Origin of the sequence: Sphingobium sp. JAI105 (assembly GCF_015752145.1) — a bacterium.
Taxonomy (GTDB): domain Bacteria; phylum Pseudomonadota; class Alphaproteobacteria; order Sphingomonadales; family Sphingomonadaceae; genus Sphingobium; species Sphingobium xenophagum.
This window is the reverse complement of sequence record NZ_JADOUC010000001.1, coordinates 260,901-283,722: the sequence shown is the minus strand read 5'-3', so window position 1 is coordinate 283,722 and position 22,822 is coordinate 260,901. Positions and strand designations below refer to the sequence as shown.

General features: G+C 60.8%; 15 protein-coding genes and 1 pseudogene. 10 read left to right on the top strand and 6 right to left on the bottom strand.

What is annotated here, in order from left to right:
• Nucleotides 1-32: 32 nt before the first annotated feature.
• Both IWY39_RS01165 and IWY39_RS01160 read left to right on the top strand, forming a co-directional pair.
• Nucleotides 33-2,804, top strand: coding sequence for a TonB-dependent receptor (locus IWY39_RS01165; RefSeq protein WP_231377476.1), 2,772 nt, complete (start codon nucleotides 33-35; stop codon nucleotides 2,802-2,804).
• 101 nt (nucleotides 2,805-2,905) lie between these two features.
• Nucleotides 2,906-3,217 carry a hypothetical protein gene (locus tag IWY39_RS01160; RefSeq protein ID WP_145169949.1) on the top strand — a complete coding sequence of 104 codons (312 nt, stop codon included), beginning with the start codon at nucleotides 2,906-2,908 and terminating at the stop codon, nucleotides 3,215-3,217.
• On the opposite strand, the gene IWY39_RS01155 is transcribed toward IWY39_RS01160, so the two are convergent.
• A protein-coding gene (locus tag IWY39_RS01155) for an IS3 family transposase (protein ID WP_107124077.1) occupies nucleotides 3,206-4,377 on the bottom strand; the annotation gives its coding sequence in 2 pieces (ribosomal slippage) (nucleotides 3,206-4,113 and nucleotides 4,113-4,377; 1,173 coding nt in all). The two genes, IWY39_RS01160 and IWY39_RS01155, sit on opposite strands and share 12 nt — an antisense overlap.
• 14 nt (nucleotides 4,378-4,391) lie before the next feature.
• On the opposite strand from IWY39_RS01155, the gene IWY39_RS24420 reads away from it, so the two are divergent.
• Nucleotides 4,392-5,783 (top strand): glycoside hydrolase family 32 protein, encoded by a 1,392-nt coding sequence (locus tag IWY39_RS24420; RefSeq protein WP_181316913.1) that lies wholly within the window; start codon nucleotides 4,392-4,394, stop codon nucleotides 5,781-5,783.
• Between the two features lie 399 nt (nucleotides 5,784-6,182).
• The gene (locus tag IWY39_RS01145) at nucleotides 6,183-7,019 is read left to right on the top strand and encodes an IS5 family transposase (protein WP_107125139.1); all 837 of its coding nucleotides are present in this window, start codon (nucleotides 6,183-6,185) and stop codon (nucleotides 7,017-7,019) included.
• Nucleotides 7,020-7,059: 40 nt separating this feature from the next.
• Here the strand turns inward: IWY39_RS01145 and IWY39_RS01140 are convergent, their stop codons facing one another.
• Nucleotides 7,060-7,344, bottom strand: coding sequence for a hypothetical protein (locus IWY39_RS01140; protein ID WP_107124883.1), 285 nt, complete (start codon nucleotides 7,342-7,344; stop codon nucleotides 7,060-7,062).
• Between the two features lie 105 nt (nucleotides 7,345-7,449).
• Here IWY39_RS01140 and IWY39_RS01135 point away from each other — a divergent pair, with 105 nt between their 5' ends.
• The 4 genes and pseudogenes from IWY39_RS01135 (at nucleotide 7,450) to IWY39_RS01125 (ending at nucleotide 12,644) form a co-directional block, all read left to right on the top strand.
• A complete protein-coding gene (locus tag IWY39_RS01135) occupies nucleotides 7,450-8,826 on the top strand; it encodes an IS701 family transposase (RefSeq protein WP_145170003.1) in 1,377 nt (458 codons plus the stop codon).
• Nucleotides 8,827-8,867: 41 nt separating this feature from the next.
• A complete protein-coding gene (locus IWY39_RS01130) occupies nucleotides 8,868-11,534 on the top strand; it encodes a TonB-dependent receptor (protein ID WP_229380814.1) in 2,667 nt (888 codons plus the stop codon).
• Nucleotides 11,534-11,770, top strand: a pseudogene (locus IWY39_RS23935) (Ca2+-dependent phosphoinositide-specific phospholipase C); the annotation flags it as partial. The gene IWY39_RS01130 and the pseudogene IWY39_RS23935, both read left to right, overlap by 1 nt.
• Nucleotides 11,721-12,644: a Ca2+-dependent phosphoinositide-specific phospholipase C gene (locus IWY39_RS01125; RefSeq protein ID WP_315899105.1), complete on the top strand. Its 924-nt coding sequence runs from the start codon at nucleotides 11,721-11,723 to the stop codon at nucleotides 12,642-12,644. The pseudogene IWY39_RS23935 and the gene IWY39_RS01125, both read left to right, overlap by 50 nt.
• 176 nt (nucleotides 12,645-12,820) lie before the next feature.
• On the opposite strand, the gene IWY39_RS01120 is transcribed toward IWY39_RS01125, so the two are convergent.
• The 4 genes from IWY39_RS01120 to IWY39_RS01105 form a co-directional block, all read right to left on the bottom strand.
• Nucleotides 12,821-13,990, bottom strand: coding sequence for a PepSY-associated TM helix domain-containing protein (locus IWY39_RS01120; RefSeq protein WP_261376971.1), 1,170 nt, complete (start codon nucleotides 13,988-13,990; stop codon nucleotides 12,821-12,823).
• Nucleotides 13,991-14,007: 17 nt separating this feature from the next.
• Complete coding sequence (locus IWY39_RS01115) at nucleotides 14,008-16,119, bottom strand: TonB-dependent siderophore receptor (protein WP_107126407.1); 2,112 nt, start codon at nucleotides 16,117-16,119, stop codon at nucleotides 14,008-14,010.
• Nucleotides 16,120-16,432: 313 nt separating this feature from the next.
• Nucleotides 16,433-18,004: a hypothetical protein gene (locus IWY39_RS01110; protein WP_229380817.1), complete on the bottom strand. Its 1,572-nt coding sequence runs from the start codon at nucleotides 18,002-18,004 to the stop codon at nucleotides 16,433-16,435.
• A gap of 402 nt (nucleotides 18,005-18,406) precedes the next feature.
• Complete coding sequence (locus tag IWY39_RS01105) at nucleotides 18,407-20,692, bottom strand: TonB-dependent receptor (protein WP_107126409.1); 2,286 nt, start codon at nucleotides 20,690-20,692, stop codon at nucleotides 18,407-18,409.
• 104 nt (nucleotides 20,693-20,796) lie between these two features.
• Between IWY39_RS01105 and IWY39_RS01100 the strand changes: the two genes are divergently transcribed.
• Together IWY39_RS01100 and IWY39_RS01095 are read left to right on the top strand one after the other, a co-directional pair.
• The gene (locus tag IWY39_RS01100; RefSeq protein ID WP_107126410.1) at nucleotides 20,797-21,330 is read left to right on the top strand and encodes a hypothetical protein; all 534 of its coding nucleotides are present in this window, start codon (nucleotides 20,797-20,799) and stop codon (nucleotides 21,328-21,330) included.
• A 3-nt stretch (nucleotides 21,331-21,333) separates the two neighbouring features.
• Nucleotides 21,334-22,803 carry a PepSY-associated TM helix domain-containing protein gene (locus IWY39_RS01095; RefSeq protein WP_107126411.1) on the top strand — a complete coding sequence of 490 codons (1,470 nt, stop codon included), beginning with the start codon at nucleotides 21,334-21,336 and terminating at the stop codon, nucleotides 22,801-22,803.
• Nucleotides 22,804-22,822: the final 19 nt, after the last annotated feature.

The following is a 22,822-nucleotide window of genomic DNA, read 5'->3' as shown; positions in this document are numbered from 1 at the left end:
ACGTCCTGTTGACGTCCGCTGCACTGCTACCGTTGACCACCGCAACTGCCGGTTTGGCGCAAACAGCCACTAATCCGCTGCTTAGCGCTGTTCCTGCCGGTGCGGCGGATGCGGTCCCCGAAAACACAAACGATATCGTTGTGACTGGCTACCGTGCCGCACTCAGTTCGGCGCAGGATCTAAAGCGCAATTCGGACTCCATCGTGGATGCAGTCGTTTCCGAAGATATTGGCAAATTGCCGGACAATAACGCCGCCGAAGCTATCTCCCGTATCGTGGGTGTGACGGTCCTGCGTTATAACGATGAAGCAGGGGTGATCCTGGTGCGTGGCCTGCCTGATGTCGGGACCACCTTCAACGGCCGCGAGTTCTTCTCTGCTGAAGATCGCGTCCTACATCTTCAGGATTTTCCGGCTGGCGTCGCAGCGGGTATCGAGGTTTACAAGTCTGGCACGCCAGACCTGATCGAACCAGGGCTGGCGGGGCTCGTCAACCTGCGTTCGCGCCGCCCGTTCGACGTCAAGGATACTGAGATCGCGGGCGAAATCCGTGGATCTTACAACGATCAGTCAAAGGCGTTCGACCCTTCGGGTAACCTGCTGCTGACGAAGCGCTGGGATACGCCAATCGGTGAGATCGGCGCGTTGGTGAACTTCAGCTATGTGCGGACCACCTATCGCAATGCGGATCGCTACGCCGATTCCGCAGTCATCACCCCTCGCGGCTTTGGCGTTGATGACCCTGCCGATGATCTTACCGTAGCAACGCCCGGCGTCGGCAACTTCAACTTCCCGGCAAACGCAGGCAATTTCTATGAGAAGGGCGTCCGGCACCGTCCGGCGATCAATGGCACTATCCAGTGGCGTCCAACGCCCGATCTGGAAATCTATGCCGAAGGCTTGTGGCAGGCGTATCGCGGTAACGTGCTTCGCGACTCCTTTAACGTCAATTTCGAACGGCGTGATGCGAACGGCGTAGCCCCCACGCTCAGCAATGTGGTGCTGGTGCCCGGTGAGCCTGGCAAAGCGGCAAGCTTCACCAAGACGGGGGGCTTTGTGCCCGAATTCTCCCGCGTGGCGCAGGACGATCGCACCGATACTTATCAGGCCGCACTGGGCTTCAAATGGACGACTGGCCGCGCGACGCTGTCAGGCGACTTCGCCTATACCAACAGCCGCTACAAGGCGCTGGAAATCGCTGTCGACTCGCAACTTGCAACCTCTCCTACCATCAACGTCGATTGGGACGCACGCGGATCAGCGGTGTTCGATCTGGGCGGGTACGACATCACCAATCCGGACACTGCCCGTTGGCGCGGTCTCAACCAGCGCGAATTCGTTGCTAAGGGCGACGGCATTCAAGGGCGCCTGGACCTCGATCTTGAAACCGACTGGGGCTTCCTGCCCCACCTGCAATTCGGCGTGCGGGCAAGTGACCGTAATGCGTCGTCACAGAACAACACGCGCTACGCCTATACCGCTGGCCTGAACATCCCGCTCGCCAGCCTCCCGACCAGGGCGCTTGAGGTGATTACCGACGGCTTCCGTAAGGATCCGCAACGCTTCCAGAATTGGCTGGCTCCCAACCGCGATTCCATCATCGCGAACAGCGAGGCGCTGCGTCAGCTTGCCTATCAGTCGGTCCAGCGGGCGACCGTGCTGTTCCCGAATGATGGCGGAATCCGTGATGCTGTTACGAAATATGCGACGGAAGAGATCCCCGTGGATCCTCTGGGCGGTTTCACTGCCAGCGAGGCCAGCTACGCCTTCTACGGCCAGGGCAAGTTCGCATTTGACCTGGGCAGCGTCGAAATTGACGGGACCGCAGGTGCGCGCGTTGTGAACACCGTTGGTGATTATCGCGGGTTCAGTCGCGTGCAGGCCAGCAACGGCAGCGTCGCTATCGTGCCGACGACGACCAAGCAAAACTACATCGACATCCTGCCCTCGGCGATTGCGCGCATTCGTCTCTCGCGCGAGTGGCAAGTACGACTGGGCTATACGCAGACACGGACGCGACCAGGTTTCGGTCAGCTCAACCCATCGCTTAACATCACCACTAACAGCCCGGGCCCAGATGGTTCCCCGCCGCAGTTCGATGCGACCGGCTCAGGTGGCAATCCAAACCTTCGTCCGCTTACCTCAAACAACTATGATGCCACATTGGAGTGGTATTTCTCGAAAAACGGTTCAGTCTCGGTCGCGGCGTTTTACCGTAAACTCAATGGCTTCATTGGCAATTATACGCAGGTCGTAAACGATCCGATTTATGGTCGTGTTCAGCTCAACCGTCCGGAAAACGCAGGTGATGGACTCATCAAAGGACTGGAGGCGTCAGTTCAGACGTTCTTCGACTTTTTACCAGGGTTACTGTCCGGCTTCGGCGTGCAGGCAAACGGCACCTATCTTGATGGCACCAATCAGTTACCGCAGGTGCTTGGCGAAGGCGACCGTCAGGTCAGGATCACCGGCCTGTCCAAATGGGCCTACAATCTCACAGGCTTTTACGAAAAGGACAAAATTTCCGCTCGCCTCTCCTATAACTGGCGTTCGGGGTATACGACCAGCTACAATCGCACCATCAATGAAGTGCAATATGCTGGCGAACTCGTACGCCCAGTTGCAAGATTGGATTTCTCTGCGAGCTACGAGCCGTTCAAGAACATTTCGCTCGTAGCCAATGTCAGCAACATCCTAGCGCAGCCGTTTAAGAACTACCGATATTACAATGAGACCCAGTATTTTGGCCGCGATCTGAGGATCGAGGGTCGCTACTTCAGTCTCGGGCTGCGTTTTAAGATGTAGGTATCTGGCCCATGCAGTGCCCACAACCTTAATGCATGGGCCGGTAGTCGTCAGATGTTGATGGATTGCGTCGTGGGCATCTTCAGATAGGAGCCAAGGTATTGGCGAACGAAAAATTCTACACGCGCCGCACAACGCTCGGCATGCTCGCCGCCTTTCCTATGGTGACCGCCTTCGGGGAGTCATCAGGCGAAACAACGCCAAGTCCGCCAGCGACCGGTTCAGACACGCCTGCGATATGGAATGGGCGTCCACGCTATCACATCGCAGCGCCCGCGGGTGGCTGGATCAACGATCCGCAACGTCCCCTCAAAATCGGCGATACATGGACTTTATGGGCGCTTTATAACCCCACCTATCCCGATGGTGATCTGCCCCCACCGAGTGGACCGATTGGTTTGTTAGTGCATTAAGCTCATCGCCGCCATATCCGGGTGGAGGTGGAGCGAAGCGGAACCGGAGGCCGGATATGGCGGTGTCGCCGTTTCCGGGGCCGGTGGTCGATAGCCCAGGCTGCTATGCGGGCGGACGGTGTTGTAATGCCGCCGCCAGGCTTCGATCAGCACTTTGGCCTCGGCAAGGCTGTAGAAGATCTCGCCGTTGAGCAGTTCGTCGCGAAGCGACCCGTTGAAGCTTTCGTTATAGCCATTCTCCCATGGTGAACCCGGCGTGATGTAGAGCGTCTTCACGCCGATCTGCCCCAACCATTTCTGGACGGCAGTCGCGATAAATTCGCTGCCATTATCGGACCGTATATGCGCCGGTGGCCCGCGCGAGATGAACAGGTCGGCGAGCGCTGCCAGAACATCCTCATGCTTGAGCTGCCGCGCGACGATGAGCGCCAGGCACTCCCTGCTGGCCTCGTCGATGATCGTCAAAATGCGGAACTTGCGCCCGTCATGCGTGCGCCCTTCGACGAAGTCGTAGGCCCATACATGACCTGGATATTCGGGCCGCAGGCGGATACAGGATCCGTCGTTGAGCCATAGGCGTCCGCGCTTTGGCTGGCGCAGCGGAACCTTCAGCCCCTCACGCCGCCAGATCCGCTCAACGCGTTTATGGTTCACCGTCCATCCCGCATGGCACAGCAATGCCGTCACCCGGCGGTAGCCATAGCGACCATATTGCTTCGCCAAAGCGATGATATCCTCTGTCAGTGCCTGTTCGTCATCCGCCCCGCGCGGCACCTTGCGCTGTGTCGATCGATGCTGACCCAGCACCCGGCATATCCGTCGCTCGGACACCGGAAGCTCTTGTCGCAAATGATCGATGCAGCGCCGCCGCCGCGCAGGGCTCAGAAGTTTCCCTTGGCAGCCTCCTGCAGGATCAACTTGTCCAGCGTCAGGTCCGAAATCGCCCGGCGAAGACGCTGGTTCTCTTTCTCCAAATCCTTCATCCGCCGCGCCTGGTCGGTCTTCAGCCCGCCATATTCCTTCCGCCAGCGATAATAGGTCTGCTCGCTGACCGCGATCCGCCGGCAGGCCTCCGCTGTCGAGGCCCCCTGCGCCAGCACAATCTCAACTTCACGCAGCTTGCCGATAATCTCTTCCGGCTTGTGCTTCTTGCTCGGCATTCATTTTCCCCTTCGTGGTCCAGACTATCATAGTCTCTGGGCCACTCAGCAGGGGGCAGATCAATGGCGGCACGAACTGGCGGCGCTGGACTTCAAAAGATCTTGTTACCTGGCAGGATCAGGGCATCGCGATCCCACGCAATACAACTCGCTTCGGAGATGTCTGGAGCGGTAGCACCGTCATCGACACGGACAACACAGCTGGCTTCGGCGCGGGATCGCTTGTCACGCTCGTCACCATGCCGGCCCCGGGTTCCGGACAATCCTGTGCATTGTGGTACTCAAGGGATGAAGGAGCGAGCTTCACTTTCCATGATATCGTTTTGCCCAATCCCGGCCAACGAGATTTCCGCGATCCCACCGTCTTCTGGCATGCCCCCACGCGCCGTTGGGTAATGACCCTCTCTGAAGCGGGTAAGGTCGGCATCTATACATCGCCAAACCTCAAGCGATGGACATTTGCCAGCGCCTTTGTATCTGACCTAGTCGGCCTCATCATGGAATGTTCGCACCTGTTCAAGCTGCACTTGTACGATACGGATGGGAGAACGTCTGGAGACAAGTGGATATTGCTGTTAGGCGGTAATGGAACTAAGCGAGGTTTCACGGTCGGCACCTATTATTGGGTTGGTGATTTCGACGGAATTACTTTTGCCCCGGATTACCCAGAAGGTCAGTGGCTCGACGGCGGTGCCGATTTTTACGCCGCTGTGGTGTGGCCTGATCCCGCCGCTGCCGATCCTTTGGCTTCAGCCTACGCGATAGCGTGGATGAGCAATTGGGATTATGTGAACAAGATTCCGGTAACCCATAATTATCGTGGGCAGCTTAGCATCGTGCGCCAACTGCGACTTCAACTCGCTGGTGACATGCCGAGGTTATTCAGCATGCCTCTTTCGGCGCAGAATGCCATTTTTGATCAATCAGTTTTTGGACAAGATCAGACGATCGCAGACAGCTCGGCGTATAACTGGCCGACAGGGGCGCGTGCCATCGCCTGCCGCATCGATCTCACGCTGACTCGCATTGGAGAAACGTGGCCGGAGAAGGTGTCGTTGTCAGTGCGGAAAGGAGAGAGGCATTCGACCCAGGTCATACTCTCGATGCGGGAAAACATGGTCACTTTAAAGCGCGACGCTAGAGGACCAGATGCACCGGATGTAGGTGCGTGGCGGCGGGATCGTAATGTAGCCTGCGACTTTTCTACGGGCATCGGGACCATAAGTGTATTTGTTGATTCCGGTTCGATCGAGTTATTTCTGAATAATGGGGCGGCAACCATGTCAGCACTAATCTCCGCGCCGTTAAAAGCGACGGGGTTGCAGCTAAGTGCCAGGAACGGAAGCGTAGGCGTATCCAAGGTTACCGTCCGCCCGGTTCCTGAAACGGCAATATTATCGAACTGATGTCGGTCTTCGATCATATTGCACCATGCCTCGCCAGCGTGATCTGCCCCCTGCTCAGTCGCCCAGAGACTATTCACCTGCAGGCTACCCGAGGGCAAAAGACCAATTTCAAGCTGTGCAGTTTTAATAGCTGCCTGTCCGGACTTAGGGCGTTAAGTCTGACGGCTGAATGTCTTGGAAGGGTCGTCAGTGACAGGATTTTGGGTCAGGACCTATCAAGTAGCCGAAAATTCAGGATGAAATATACGCGCCACAATATTGTAATAGCAACGGCCTAACCGCCCCCTGTCGGCCTTAGAGCCTGATCCGAAATTAAGTTGAGTGGTATCAGCGGGTTAGCTTGACGGCGTGCCCTGTCGTTGATTCAGCGGTTTTGCGACAAACCAAAGGAAATCAACGATGTGGACCGACACCACTCGGGCGCAGTATGCCCGTGCGGACTTGGCTTTGCCAAGCGATTTGACCGATGCCGAATGGGCGCTGCTCGAGCCGTTCTTTCCGCCGCCCTCGCATGTAGGGCGTCCGCGCAAGTGGCCGCTCAGGCGGATTGTCGAGGCGATCCTGTATCTGTTGCGTGGCGGCCTCCCGTGGCGGATGCTTCCGCCGTGTTTTCCGCCGGTCTCGACGGTGCGGCGTTGGTTCTATCTGTGGCGGGACAGCAGGCTGTGGTTGTCGTTAAACCATACCCTGCTGCTGATCGGGCGCGAAGCTGCAGGCCGCCAGGGCTCGCCCAGCGCCGGCGTGATCGACAGCCAGAGCGTCAAAACCACGGAAAGCGGCGGGCCACGGGGTTATGACGCGGGCAAGAAGACAAAGGGGCGCAAGCGCCATATCCTGACGGATACCGACGGCAATCTCGTCCATGCCGTAGTCCACACCGCCGACATCCAAGACCGTGACGGCGCTCCGCTGGTGCTGGCCGAGATCATCAGGCGCTTCCCGTGGCTGCGCCATGTCTTCGCCGATGGTGGCTATGCCGGTGACAAACTCAGGGACGCGCTGCGCCGGATCGGCAAATGGACCATCGAGATCGTCAAACGGTCGGATGCCGCAAAGGGGTTTGTCATTCTCCCGCGACGCTGGGTCGTCGAGCGAACCCTCGCCTGGCTGAACCGCAATCGCCGCCTCGCCAAGGACTTTGAACAGACCATCGCATCGGCTACCGCATGGCTCTTCATCGCCTCGATCCAGCTCTTCGCACGCCGCATCGCAAGGCCATCAAATCACGCCCGATAATTTTGAATCAGGCTCTTAGCTCGACTTTGTACGTTTTTCGTCAGGTCCAGGTCCAGAAAATGCTGTTGTTAGCGATGTGGTCGAGTGCCTGATCGAGTGGCAAGACGCATCCGCCCATGTCGTCGATATCTTCCCAACGCCGTCGATGTGACCAGTAGCCGAGCCTAACGTCGTCACCCATACCGACCGGCTTCAGGCGCGCGATCGGCGCCTCGGTTGTCAGCAGGTAAAGGTGGTAGGCGCCTTTGTCCTCGTACCAGCCGACGCCGCCGCCATTGGCTGCGTCGAACGCTTCGATCTGCCGTGCGATTTCGTCGTCTTTCATGGCGCAACCATAGCTGCCTTCGGGTCAGAGCGTATCCGATTCAGCTCGCCGCATGGCAACAATCATAGCATTGCAACCCGTGCCAGTCGGGATTCGAAGCATGGGATGCTGGATCCAGACAAGGCCGTTATCGGCGACCCCGTTCCCCTGATACTGCGCCGTTGGCTGCAGCCGTTGCGGCCCTGTTTCACCGCGCCCAGTTGGGAGCACGTGCTCGTTCTGGTGATGGGTGCCGTGCTGGCAACAGGCAAGCGAACCGTTACCTCGTGCCTGCGTGTGACCGGCAGGGCCCAAGCCTCCAACTTTGCCAGCTATCACCAGATCCTCAACCGTGCCCGCTGGAGCTCCCGCGCTGTTGCCAGACGGCTGCTGGGCATTGTCGTCGATCGCCTTGTGCCCGACGGCCCTGTGGTCATCGGTATGGACGACACCATTGAACGCCGATGGGGACGCCGGATCAGCGCGCGGGGAATATACCGGGACCCGGTGCGCTCTAGCCACGGCCATTTCGTCAAAGCCAGCGGGCTGCGCTGGCTGAGCTTCATGGTGCTCACTCCGGTTTCATGGACCAGCCTGATCAAGGCGTTGCCGGTCCTGACGCTGCTCGCCCCTTCGGAGCGATCGAATCGAGCTCGCGGCTGTCGTCACAAAGTGCTGACGGACTGGGCCCGGCAAGGCGCACTGCAACTGTCGCGCTGGCTGCCAGGTCGTCAGATCATCTTCATCGGCGACAGCAGCTTCGCTGTCCATGAACTGGCCCATGCCATCGTACGGCGGGCAACGCTCATCAGCCGCCTACGGCTGGATGCGAACCTGTTTGCACCGCCCGCAGAGCGAACGTCGCGCACGATGGGACGACCCGCGCAGAAAGGCTTGGCGCTGCCGAAACTCAAGACCCTGCTGTCCAACCCAGCGACACGCTGGACGAGGATCTTCGTGTCCGCCTGGTATGGCCATGTCAGCGGCAAAGCACTCGATATCACATCCGGGATCGCCTTGTGGTACAGGCCGGGCACCCCGGTGTTGCCGGTCCGATGGGTGCTGGTTCGCGACCCCGACGAAAAGCGCGATCCGCAAGCCTTCTTCAGCACAGACATCGCCATCGAGCCCGCCGATATCATCGCCCTGTACGTCCGCCGATGGCAAATCGAAGTCACATTCGCCGAAACGCGCGCTCACCTGGGCGTCGAGACACAGCGTCAATGGACCGACAAAGCTATCGCTCGAACCACGCCGGCACTTCTCGGATTCTACAGCCTTATCTCGCTGTGGGCTGGTGATCTTCTCACTTCCTCAAGCACGCCTTACGCAGCCGCGTGGTATCGAAAAACCAGCCTGACATTCACCGACGCCATCGGCGCCGTCCGGCTTCAGCTCTGGGTCGGTGACATTAATTCGCATTCCCCGCCGCACCGGGAACCGCGGATAATTCCTCCCGCTCGCCTGGTCCGCATGGCAAACGCGCTGTGCTTCGCCACCTAAACGTACAAAGCCGAGCTGAGAGCCTTGGGGAGAACAACCACATGTCACGTTCATTGCGCATGCGTTGCGCGCCGCTTCCGCTTGCCATTTTCGCGCTGATCCTGTCGTCGCCGGTCCGGGCGCAGACCGTCGCGCCCGCCGCCGATCAGGCTGCGCCTGTCGATGGGCAGGACGATGGCGCGATCGTCGTCACCGGCACCTATGCTCGCAGCCTGGCGGCGGCGACCGAGATGAAGCGCAAGGCCGCCTATGGCGTCGATTCCATCGCGTCCACCGACATCGGCAAGTTCCCGACCCAGAATGTCGCCGAAGCGCTCCAGCTCGTCACCGGTGTCGCGATCACCCGTCCGCGCGGCGAAGGCCTTTATGTCAGCGTTCGTGGCCTTGGCCCGCAATTCCAGAGCACGCTGGTCAACGGCCGCACCGTCGCGATCAACGATCTCATCGAAAACGGCGGTGCACAGGGGCGCCAGTTCCGTTTCGAGATGCTGCCGGCCGAATTCGTGTCGCAGATCGACGTGGTGAAGACGCCGACCGCCGACATGACCGAAGGCGCGCTGGGCGGCAATATCGACGTCAAGACCTTCCACCCGCTCGATGTCGGCAACAAGACCACGGTCAATCTGCGCGGCACCTATACCAGCATGACCGACAAGGTGCGGCCGAACGCCACTGTGCTGACCAGCTTCAAGACCAAGGACGATCAGTTCGGCATCCTGATCGGCGCCCAATATTGGGCCAAGTCAGTCCGCAACGACCGTTTCTACAATACGGGCTGGAACCTGAACAAATTCGTGCAGCCTGCCAATCCGGTCGCGGGCGCAGAATATCTGCCGACCGGCTATTACACGCCGACCCGCACCCGTCCCACGATCGAAACCGAAGACCGCAAGCGTCTTTCTGGCCTGATTTCGGCCCAGTGGCGCCCCTCGGACGAACTGGAAACGACGCTGGATGTGTCGTTGACGCGCCTGGACGTCGAATATGACGAATTCGGTCTCGACATCTATCCCGACGATCCGGGCACCTATCTGGTGCCGGGGTCGGTGACGCTGGACGGCAATACGGTCACCAAGGCGACGATCAACAATGTCCGCTTCATGGCCTCGCGCGAATATAGCCTCAACCGCCACGACCTAATCAATGTCGGCCTGAAGCAGCTATGGAATCCGGGCGACTGGCATGTTTCGGCCAATGCCAACTGGTCCTATGCCCATAGCTTCCACCCCAGCTATGCCGAAGGCACGGTGCGCAGCCGCATGCAGATCATCGCGCCGCTGACCTATGACGCGTCGGGCGGTTACAAGGTCGCGCCGACGCTCAGCACGCCGGTCGACGTCAGCAATCCGGCCAATTACATCTATTATCCGTTCAACATCGCCCCCAAGAACAGCAAGGACTGGGACACTTATGCCCGCCTTGACGTGGGCCGCGACCTCAACGGCTTCATCACCAAAATCCAGGCCGGTGGCGAATATCATTGGCGCAAGCGCGACTATTGGCGCCGCGACTTCACCGTGAACATCACCGGCAACCCGCCAATCTCGCAAGTCGTGCCGGGCGGCTATGAAGCGCTGCCCTTCGATGATGCCTTCTCGAACATTCCGGGCAATTTCCCGCGCAACTGGGCAACACCCATCACCAGCGCCTTCTATGACACGCTGTTCACCGACGCGATCGCCAACGCGCCGCTGACGGCGGGCGACATGCGCGCTTCCTATGTCGTCACGGAAAAGATCCTTGGTGGCTATGTCCGCGCGGATTATGGTTTCGATCTGGGCAGCGTGGGCATCACCGGCAATGTCGGCCTGCGCTATGTCCACACCAACCAGGTGGCGAGCGGCACGCTGACGCTGGGCAGCACGCCGACCCCGGCGAGCTTCCCCAAGACGTTCAACAACTGGCTGCCCAGCTTCAACCTGCGCGCCGAACTGACGCCCAGCCTGATCGGCCGTCTGGCGGCCAGCCGGGTGCTGACCCGCCCGAACATGACCCAGACCGCGCCGCAGATCAGCGTGTCGACCGATGCCCCGACCGCGAGCGGCGGCAACCCGGACCTCAAGCCGTTCCTGGCAACCCAGTTCGACGGTTCGCTGGAATGGTATTTCCGTCCCAATGCGTCGCTGACCGGCGCGCTCTTCTACAAGAAGATGGATGATTATATCACCGCGCAGAACGTCAACACCGAGATTCCGGGGCGTGGTACGGTGCTGCTGAGCACCCAGGTCAATGGCGGCACGGCCAAGGTCTATGGCATCGAGGCGGCCTATAACCAGGTGTTCGATTTCCTGCCGGCCCCGTTCGATGGCCTGGGGTTCCAGGCGTCCTACACCCATACCGAAGTGGAATCGAACTATACCGCCGGTGCGCGTCCTATCGTCGATCAGTTGATCGGCCTGTCGAAGGACAGCTACAATCTCGTCGGCTTCTACGACAAGGGGCCGATTTCGGCGCGCCTGTCCTATGTATGGCGCGGCGAATATCTGTCGGGCAATGGCAGCACGACCCAGACCGAATCCTATGTGGCGCCGTTCGGATCGCTCGATGGCAACCTGTCCATCCGGGTGCTGCCCAAGACGCTGGTCAACCTGGAGGCGATCAATCTCGCCGGGGCCAGGGCCTATTCCTACAATGGCATCAAGGAGCGGTTCAACGAGATCCAATATTATGGCCGCACCTTCCTGTTCGGCATCCGGACCGAATTCTGATGCGCGGGATCGGGCCAGCCATCGCCCCTGCCATCGCCCTTGCCACCGCCGCGCTGACCCTGGTCGGCGCGGCGGCCCCCCGGGCCATGAACGATATCCAGGTGGTGGGATCGCATAACAGCTTCAAAGCGCGCATACCCGCGGCGGTCATGGCCAGGATCAGGGCGATCGAGCCGCGGCTTGCCGATGGGCTGGACTATTATCATCTGCCGCTCACCCAGCAGCTGGATGCCGGCGTTCGCCAGCTTGAACTCGACATCTTCCGACCCGCAGGGCGGTCGCTATGCCGACCCCAAGGGCGAACAATGGGCGCGGGAGGCCGGCGAACAGACCGGGTTCGATCGCCAGGCGATGCTGAAGCCGGGCTTCAAGACGTTCCACATTCCCGATGTCGACTATCTCAGCACCTGCCCGGTGCTGGTCCAATGCCTGGCCGAGGTCGATCGCTGGTCACGCGCGCACCCCGATCACCTGCCGATCATGATCACCATCAATGCGGCCGACACGCCGTCGAACCGGCCGGGGATCAACAATCCGATCGGGCTGGACGACAAGGGGCTGCTGGATGCGCTCGATGCCGAAATCCGATCCGTCCTGCCGGGCAAGCGGCTCATCACGCCCGATGAGGTGCGCGGCAAGGCCAGGACGCTGCGCGATGCGGTGTGCACCCATGGATGGCCCAGCCTGGAGGCCGCGCGTGGCCGCATCTACATCATGCTCGACGTGCGCGATGCGGTCTCCAACGTCTTTCGCGATGGTCATCCCTCTCTTGCGGGGCGGGCGATGTTCGGCTGGTATGCCGACGATCAGCCTGAATCCGCGATCCAGATCGTGCAGGATCCGCTGGTTGAACGCACGAAGATCAGCGCATGGGTGAAGCAGGGCGTGATCGTGCGCACGCGGACCGATGCCAATACAGTGGAGGCACGCACCGGCAATTACCGCAAGGCACTGGCGGCCATGGCCAGCGGTGCCCAGGCCGTCAGTACGGACTATTATCCCGGTGCGCCCGATCCGTTGAGCACAGGCTTTTCGGTGACGCTGCCGGAAGGAGCGATGGCGCGGTGCAATCCCGTCCGCATCACCGCAGGATGCTCGGCCGTACCTTGAGTTCGCGCTGACTGATTTACACCTTCCGTGTAGTAACAAGTGAACTTTGAGGCGCAGGAATGGGCAGTACAATTAAAACGGCTGCCGATCTGCGCCTGCCCCTTAAGAAAAAGCGGAAAGTCCGCACTTGGGCATCTAAACTTGGGCGTTGACTGCCCCAAAGGGTCGAACTTCCCTCAACTCGCCCCCCCAATCGCCCCGGGAGTCAAGATAAGGGTGAGGAGAACGAGGGCAACGCCGACATATCCCCAGACACCCATGCCCACCCAAGCGATCTTCATGCTACCAGTTTCGGATCGCGACGATCTGGCCAGCCGCATCGCGTAGATCATCGTGCCGGTGACCGCCATCGCAGTCAGCAGTGCGCCGAACAGGAACCAGATGACTTTGGTCCACAAGCCGCCGAAATTGCCGAAATGCAGCGGATCGGCCATTTCGGAAATACGCTGATGCGCGCTTAACGTGCGGCCATCCAGCCGGGCAACGACGCGTGACGTCGCCGGATCGACGACCACTGCATTGGCGCGATCGCGCACCAGCCAGGCGGAGGCCTGGCCGAGGAAAATGACGCCATTTTCGGACGTGAAGCGAATTTCGCGAATATCAAGCGCAGGATCGGCGCGGCGCGCCACGGCGACCAGCCGGTCCAGCGCGCCCCCGGTCGGCATCGCACCAGCCTCCACTTCCGGCAATTTGGGCACCTTGGCGTTCCCGCCCAATGTCTCCACCAGATACCACAGGCCCGTCAGCGTGATCAGCGCCACGAACCACAGGCTCCACAAGCCCATCAGGCGATGCAGGTCGCCGGTCATCCGCCGACCATCGCCGCCCCGCGGCGCTCGGAAGAAGCCGCGCCACCATTTCTTGTAGGTGACGATGCCCGACACCAAAGATACCGCCAGCAGCAGGGCCAGCGAACAGACGATCGGTATGCCGATCTTCGTCGGCAGCATCAGGTGGCGATGGGCCTGCCGTAGGAAGCGGTGGACATTGGCCCAGCCATGCCTGCCGGTAACTTCCGCCGTCCACGGATCGACATAGACACGCTCCGGCGCGCCCTTGCCGCGACTGACCCAGGCCTCGACCGCGAACCAGGGATCGATCGGCGCATAGAGGGTCTGGAGCCGGGCATCGGGCGCAGCGCGGACCGCCGCCTGCGCCAACACCCCCCAGGACGCGACGGGTTCCGACCGGGGCGATACCCGCATGGCGGGCGTCGCCAGCCAGTCGATTTCATGCGCGAACACGGCAAAGGTGCCCGTCGCCAGGATGAAGGTCAGCAAGATCGACAGTTTGAGGCCAATCCAGCTATGCACCACCCACCACAGCGATCGGCCCTTTTTCACGCGCAGCTGATCCATGGTCAGAACTGAAAGCGCAGTTCGGCCAGGAATGTCCGCGGCTCGCCGGGAAAGTGCCCGCTCTGCGCGGAAAAGCCCGATGCGGCATAGACCTTGTCGAAGATATTATCGACGCGCAGCATCAGTTCGGCAAAACCAAGCCCCTTGGTGATCGAGGCGTCGAAGATCGTGTAGGGCTTTACGGTCTGCCCCGACAGGCTGATGCGCTTCGACACATGTTCGCCGCCGACCGCAAAGGCGGCGTCGATCACCGGCACCTGATAGCGGGTCCAGAAGCCGACCTTGTGCTTGGGCGCGTTGGCGAAGCGATTGCCGACGGCATTGGCGATCGCCTGTCCCGCAATCGTGCCGGTAATCTTCGTGTCGTTATAGCCATAATTAACCAGCGCGACCCAATTGGCGGTGATGTCGGTCGACAAGTCGATCTCGAACCCCTTGCTCGTCACCTCGCCGATCGGGCGCAACTGATCCTGCCCGTTGACCGGCGGCAGGCTGGTATCGGCCTGGAGGATATTCTTGCGCACGATGCGATAGGCGGCCAGATTGGCCTGGAGCCTGCCGTCGAACAGGTCGGTCTTGATGCCGCCTTCGAACTGGTCGCCAGTGACAGGCGCGAAGGGACCGCCGACATCACCATTCTGGCTGGCGGCCGTCTGCGGCTCGAAACTTTGCGACCAGCTCAGATAGACGGACACATCCTTGCGCGGCTTGTAGATCGCGCCGGTGCGGAAAGTGATATCGTCATCCTCATAAGAAGCAGCGTTGACAACGCGATCCTCGAACTTGTCGTAGCGCACGCCACCGACCAGCATGAAAGCCTCGCTCAGGCTGATCTGGTCCTGCAGATAGGCGCCCTGGCGCTTGGTGCGTGTATCCGTGACGGTGAAGGGTAGCAAAGCGGCCCGCGCGACATCGCGTGCGCTGTCGGTATAGACGGGATTGCTCAGGCTGAGCGGCGTCACGCCCGCGCGCAAAATGCGCGAATTAAGCACGCTCGTCTCGTCATACCAGTCCGCCCCGGTCTGGAATTTATGCTCCATGCCAAGCAGATCGACCCGCGCCGTCAGATTGGCGGAAAAGGACAGGCCATCGACATCGCGGATCTGGTCACGAAACTCGCGTGCGACCAGATCGTCGCTACCAGAGACCAACCCGCGCGGCTCATGATATTGCTGCGTCTCGGTCGCCTTGAAATAGCGGACGCCCGCATCGAACGTGACCCGATCCCCGATCGCGGTCGCATAACGCGCCTGATAGGCCTGCGACTTCAGATGCAGAAAATCGGTAGGTTCGTTGGCATTCCAGCGAATGTCAGTCAGGAAATTACCGCCATCGTCGGTCAAAATGCCGCGCAGACGGTTGGCCTGAAGATCATTGTCATAGACCGTCGCCTGGAGCGTCAGCTTGCCGCCGTCGTTGGTCTTGATGGCAAGGCCGCCGTCGCCGATCAGTGACACATTCTTCGTGTTGCGACGATAGGGGTTCATCGCCTCGTAAAAGCCGCCGAGGCGGTAGGTGACGATGCCTTCCTTATCGATCGGACCGGTCGCTTCGGCCGATATACCGCGACGATCATAATTGCCCGCCGTCGCCACCAGACGCATGGCGCTGGTATCGCCGGGCACCTTTGAGACATAGTTGATGATGCCGCCGGGCGATCCGGGACCAAAGAAAAGCTCCGCCGGCCCCTTCAGCACCTCCACCCGTTCGATATTGAAAAGCTGGGGCACGGAAAAGCCGATGAACGGATTGCCGCGCATCCCGTCGTAGAAGGACTGATCCTGGCGAAAGCCGCGGAAGGTGACGCCCGCATAGCTGAAGAAACTGACACCCGAAATATTGCGATAGATGTCGGTCGCGTCGCGTGCGCCCTGATCGGCAAAGAGATCCTTGTTGATCACCTGCAACGCCTGCGGAATGTCGAGCGGGTCTTCGGCGCTTTTGCCGACTGTCGTGGTTTCGGTGCGGTAGAGGCGCTGGGCGCGGCCCGTCACGATGATCTGATCACTATCGGCCATGGCTGCGTCTGCATCCGGCACAGGGGCATCCTGCGCGGCCGCCACCGACGCCCAGAAGGAAACAGACGCAAACAGCGCCGCGCGGAAAATGGACAAAACAACCCCCGTATCAGTTTCGCTAATGATAGTTAGTCGCGATACGAAGTTTGAATGGGTAGGGCAAGCCGCCAATTCTATTTTCGCAGTTCATAACAGGGAGGAAGGTCAGTCTGACGACCGACACGGAGCTGAGCTTCAGCCCCACTTAAAAAGCAGACCTTTCGCACGTGGGATCGCTCATTTCGACGCTGAACGGCGAAGAAGGGTCGACGGCGGGACGGAAGCTACACGCGCCTAGCCGGTTGCGGGGAATTCCGATAGCCGACGGCAGGTTCCGCGTTGCGCATCCGGCGCCTAGTTGGTTTGCTGATCAACTCCAGGCTGCCTCCGCCGTTTGCACGGCGATGAAGCGCGCTAGTGGAATCTCGGTCAGAGGTCGTTCCGAAGCCATCTCACGAGCGACGAGCGCCATTTCGATCCAGTCCGAACCGTGGCCATCACCGCGCTGTGCGAATGCACTCCAAGCGATGACGCTGGCCCAGTAGGCCCGCTTGGGTTCCAGCACCTTCTCGATAATCGCGGCGATCCGGTCTTCGATCTTCCGCTTGCCTTTGATCGCGGCGGCGACGTCGTCCCCATTCTCAAACCAGGATTGGAGCTGAGGGCTGGTCGCCAGCCATCGGCCCGAGGCGCGCACTGCCCTCTCGACCGCCTTGGCATCGGTTACCGCGGCGTCGGCGTCCGCGAACATCAAGGCAACGAGATCATCCACCGATACAAATTTGGACGCGACATCCAAGAGCCCGATAAGCGTGATAGCCTGAACGAGGCCAAACGGGGGTGGCGAGCTAGCCGGGCCGTCCGCCAGGGCGCTGCTCAGGATGAAGGCCGTGTCCTCGGCCGTCGTTTCGTGGAGCGGCATCTCGGACGCAATATGGTCGAGCATGTCTTCGATCTCGGGCCTGCTTAGCGAGTGTGCCACCCAGGCGTCCCGCACACCATGCCCCTGTTTGATCAGAATCGATACCAGCGCGTTCTTTCTGCCCTGCTTGATCGACGCGAATATGCTTTGGGCTCCCGCCCCATCGCGCTCGGATATCAGAAGTTCCCTCACCTGAATTGCGGGGCGCTTCTCCGGCAACGACCCGACAGCTCGCGCGGCTCTGATGATCGCGTCGATCGCACGGCGCCGATCTTCCGACACCCAGTTGCGGATCAGCATGAGGTTCGTAACCGACGTTGCTGACACAAGCCCTCGTCGGGCGGCCTCTTCGATCATGGAGGCTAACGGTGTAGCGATCGCAGGTTCTGCAAGAAGCCAACCGATCGCGGCCTCGCGCAGGCTGGAATCCTCGGCGAGGACGAGTCCTTCCAACAGACTGAGTTGCAGCCCGGCAGGCATGGCTGCCGTCAATTCGGCGAACTGGCTCTGGATCAGGAACGGATCGCCCTCACAGGCTTTCACCAAGTCCTTCAACATCTCGTCAACATCGGGCGTCGGGAGATTCAGCTGGCCAGCTCCGGTCTGGATCATCGCGTGATCCATTGCGCTGCGTATATCCTCCCCCACCTCGATCCCGGCCCGTGAAAACGCCGAGACAAGCGCCATCGCTGCTGTCGGCACGAGCTTGCCGATACGTATCTGCTGAGCGATCGCCGCCCGGACATTCTGCATGGCCATGGTCGCATGGCCGTTGCCGGCTTCGCTTCGCTGACGTAGCTGCTCGAGAGCTTGGCCAAGCATGAACGAATAGGCGTGATGCATCGTTGCGTCAGGCCGCTTCTTGCGCCCTTCGGCACCGGTGAGGTCGACGATCAGCAGTAAAGCATCGGGTTGCGCGGCTAGCATATCCCCGACGCTGTGGGCCCCGAGCGAGAGTTCGCCCGAGCGGATATCGTCCCGAACCATGCGTGCAATCTGCTGGATGGCGGCACGTGGCATCACGATTGATGTTCCTTTCTCGCACGGCGATTGCGTGGCCGGTACAACTAGCGGCGGCGCGACGACAACCCCATAGTGCCCCGTGGGATATCATACTACTCGATCCACAGGCTACCTCGTCAAAAGCCGATTGCCGGTCAGCGGCCAGGATGGAACTTCCGAAAGATCCGCAGGTGATGACCGCTTCCTTCGGTGGAACGCCCGGAAGCTCCAGTCAGCTAGCGGCCATCTTGCACCGGCGGGATGGAAAAGCGGCTGCTCTGCACTTGGGGAGTGGAAAACGGCGGCCGAACGTCTGCGATGGGCCTATGTTCCTTTTTGATAGGAGTTCCATGTTTTCGTAAACAGGCACTGCGCGAGGCAAAGATCTCCGCACCCGCATTGTGGCCCTTGACGTTCAGCTCAGAAACGCCCTTCGAAATTCAGGCCCAGGATACGCGGTTCGATGAGCGTGCCCCGGACGCGGCCGTCAAAATCGGTGAAGAACTGGCTGGGCTTCTGCACGTCGAAGATGTTGCTCGCGGTCAGGAAGACGCCGAAATGTTCGCCCTGCCAGCCAATCTTGGCATTGACCAGCGTGCGGCCGGGGATGTCGCGAAACATCTGGTCGACTGTGTCCTGATAATAGGCGCTGCGATAATTTGCGTTGAGGTTGGCGAACAAGCCGTTGGGATGGTGGAAGGTCGCGCCGCCCGACACGGTCCAATGCGGGGCGCGTGCAAACTCATTGCCTTGCGCAGCAGCAGATAGCGATCCGATGGTGACGTTGAATTCCTGGAACCTGGTGTTGCTGTAGCCGGCGCCGGCATAGAGGTTGAGCGTCTGCGTCGGCCGACCGCTCAACTCCACCTCGAAGCCGTAGAGGCGCGACTTGCCCGCGTTCACTACCTGCGTGTCGAACACGGCGCCGGGGGTCAACTGGACCGATACCTGCTGGTCCTTCCAGTCGATCCAATAGGCATTGGCGTTAAGCGTCAGCCGGCGATTGAACCATTCGGATCGCAGCGCGAACTCATAATTCCAGGTATATTCCGGATTGAAGTCATAGGTTTCCGCGCGCTGCTGGTTGAGACCCGAACCCCCGGCACGATAGCCGCGCTGGGCGGTGAAGCTGAGCGACACGTCCTGCGCGAAATCATAGGTCAGGCCCACCTTGGGCAGCCAAGCTTGATAGGTGACGGGGCGCACCGGTTCGATGCTGTTAGCGCCTGCGGCCGTTGCCCGCAGAATCACGTTTAGTTGCGTGATGATCGGTGCCAATGCCGGAACCGGGAGATTGGCGGGATCGGGCAGCGTCCGGTCGATCACCACGGTCTGGATCGCACCGCGTTCCTGCGTTTCATGGTCGTAGCGCAGGCCGACATTGACGCGGAGGCGATCCGTGACCGGGAACGTCAGGTCGGCGAAGCCAGCATAATTTTCGGTAAGGCGCGGCTGCGACAGGCTGTTGCGGATCGGCACGACCCCGCCGTAGAGATTGAGAACGGCGTTGACCGTGGCCTGCGGCAGACCCATCGCCAGCAACTGCCGGTCGACGCCCAGGCGGGTGAGATTCAAGCCCTGCGTCGCCTCGAACTGATAGCCGCGATTGTCGTCGCGCAGATAATAGCCGCCGATCAGGCCATGGACCCAGCTCTTGTCGATGTTGAGGCGCAATTCCTGCTGGAAGGTCTTGTCCGGGTCATAGACGCGGCTGGTCTGGCCCGGCGTCGGACCGCGATCGGGATCGCCAACCGACCGGAACCGGATGTCGCTGTAATTGGTGACGGAGGTGAGGCTGAGGCCGCCGCCCAGATCATAGCCAATCTCCATCGTGCCGATGTCGCTCCTCACCGTCTGATCGTCCATCACATCTTCCGTGGCGATCCGGTCTTTGCCATCATAGGGGGCGTCGAACTCGCTGTAGAATATGCCGCGCCGGTGCCGGTCGTGCATGAAGGTGGCGACGATACGCAGGTCCGGCAGGAAGTCAGGCGTCAGCAGCAGCTTGGCCCGGACCGTTTCCGATTCGCGGCGATCGGCATCCCGATGGGTAGTGACATTGTGGATCAGGCCGTCGGCGCGCGCGATCTCGCCGGCGACGCGAAAGGCGACCTGCCCGTCCACCAGCGGCCCGCCAATAGCCGCGCCGACCCGGCGCTGGCCATCCTTGTGGGTCATCAATGCGCGGAAGCGGCCGCTCCATTCATAACTGGGATCGGTGGTGCGGATGATGACCGCACCAGCCAGCGCATTGCGACCCTGTACCGTCGACTGGGGGCCGCGGAAGACTTCCACCTGAGCGATGTCGTAGAGGTCGAGCGGCCCGGCGGTCAGCGCCGTGCGCGGCATGACTGCACCGTCCAGATAGACGCTGGCCAGGGCGCCGTCGCCGCCGCCCGACACGCTAAAGGCGTCGATGCCGCGAATCGAAAAGGTCGTCTTGTTACCGTCGACCGCCAGATTGGGGGTCCGCTCCAATATGTCATAGACGCTGAGCAAATTTTGATTGCTGATGGTTTCGCCAGTGACCACCGCGACGCTGGCCGGGGTTTCCTGCAACGTGCGCTTGGTCTTCTGACCAGTGACGATGATTTCGCTGTGGTATGCCCCCGAACCGGTGGGATTGGCGTCCGCCGCCTCCTGCGCATAGGCTAAAGGTGCCGTGCCGACGAGCAACAAGGTCGTACCGAAGATGCGCATGAACATGATCAATCCCCCATAAGATGCGGGCGCCCTAAAAACATTGTTGTTGCGAGTCAATGTCAATAGCAATATGATCGAAGCAGGAGGAAGGTCATGGGGCGGCTTTTTTGATTATCACCGCGCTTGTCGCGTCGCTGGCCGGCATCCTGCTGTGCTGGCGGGCCTGGGTACGCCATGCGCTGGACTGGCGCGCCGGCGTGGCCGCCGCTACGCTATGGAGCCTATCGACCTGGGCATGGATCGCTGCCTTCGGCGCGGAGATCGGCATAGCGCTCGCGCTGGAAACGGCAGCATTACTGGCTTTCGCCTTTATCCTCACTCGCATCGAGGTACGGCCGGCGCAGGCTATACGCGATCGGACTGCGCCGCCCCTACCGCCGCGCAGCTACGGTCGGGGCATTGCTCGCGCACTCACGGCAGGGCTGCTGGGCTTCGCGGCCGCCATCGGCCTTGCCATGTTGTTCGCCACCCGTGCGCCGCTGGCGGAACAGACGCGCCTTATCCTCGCGGCCCTCGCCATGCCCTCGCTTTGGTGCGGGGCGATCGCCTGGACGGCCTGCGACCGCCGTCTGTCCTTGCAGATCGGCGTATTCCTCGGCCTCGCTGTGACCAGCGCGGGCATCACCTTCATCACGGCCTGACACATGCAGATACCCAAGAGCCTCACCCGCGCCGCCATGGGGGGCCATGGTCTGCTCGGTGTTTTGTTCGGCGCAATCATCTATGTTCTGTGCCTGACTGGATCGATCCTGGTACTGGTCGATCAGCTTACGATCTGGGAGCGCCCGGACGCGCCGGCCATCGCCAGCCTGTCGGACCCGGACATCGCAACCATCTCCTTCCGCGCGCTAGCCGAAGCGCAGGTGGCGGGCGTGGCGCATGACATATATGTACAGATGCCCACGGACGAGCTGCCGCGAATGACCGTGTCCGGCCATGGCGAGAAGGGCGATCATCGCGACTGGAATGTCGATGCGGCGGGGCAACTGGTGCCGCGCGCGGAAACGCCCTGGCTGGAATTCATGCAGCTTTTGCATTTCAATCTGACCCTGCCGGGTGCGATCGGGCGCTATATCGTCGGCATATTCGGCACGATCCTGCTCGCCAGCATCGTCACCGGCCTGCTGGCCCATCGGCGCATCATCAAAGACGCCTTTCGCCTGCGTTGGGGTGGATCACGGCGGCTGACCAATGCCGACCTGCATAATCGCGTGGGCGTCTGGGCCTTGCCCTTCCATCTGATCGTGGCCCTGACGGGATCGCTGCTGGGCCTTGCCGGCCTCATCACCATCATTCTTGCCATGGTCGCCTATAAGGGCGATCAGGAAAAGGCGATCGCCTCGCTGCTCGGTCCGCAGGCTGGTGCGGATACCCGTGCCGCGCCGCCGCCCGACATCAGGCGGATACTGCGCGAGATCCAGTTGCGGGCACCCGGCGCGACCGTGACCCAGCTGGCGATCGAACATGCCGGCACCGCTGGCCAACAGGTCCGCGTCATGGTGGCGGCCCCGCGTCATCTTGCGCGCAACGAGGCCTTACTGTTCAATGGCGACGGTCGTTTCAAGTGGCGGGCCGGCTTAACGGACGGCAATGCGGGAATGCGTATATATGGCATGATTACCCCGCTCCATTATGGCACCTATGGAGGTGTCCCGCTCAAGATCATCTATGCCCTGCTTGGTATGGGATTGACCCTGATCGTCGCGACTGGCGGCAATGTCTGGCTGGCCAGACGTCGCGAACAGGGGCGCGCTACGCCGCGGCTGGAACGCTTGTGGGTAGCATTGATCTGGGGACAGCCGACAGTAATCGTCATGGTCGCCCTGCTCACGCTACTTGGTCAGGTTCCGGCGATTGCAAGCTACTGGATGCTTACTGCTTCATGCTGGGCGGCGGCTCTTATCATACCCACGGCAGGCAAGGCGACGGCCTCCTTCCGGATCGCGCTAGCCATTGCGACAGTCGCCACCTTGTTCGTACACGCAGCATTGCGGGGTCTGGTAAATCCTGTTGTTTTGGCCGCGGACGTCATGCTGATCGCCGCCATCATCGGCGCGGTGGTCAGGGCAGGCTGGAGTTGGAAGATGATACCGGCTCCGGCGTTGACCAGGTAATCGCCGTCTCTTCGTCCGC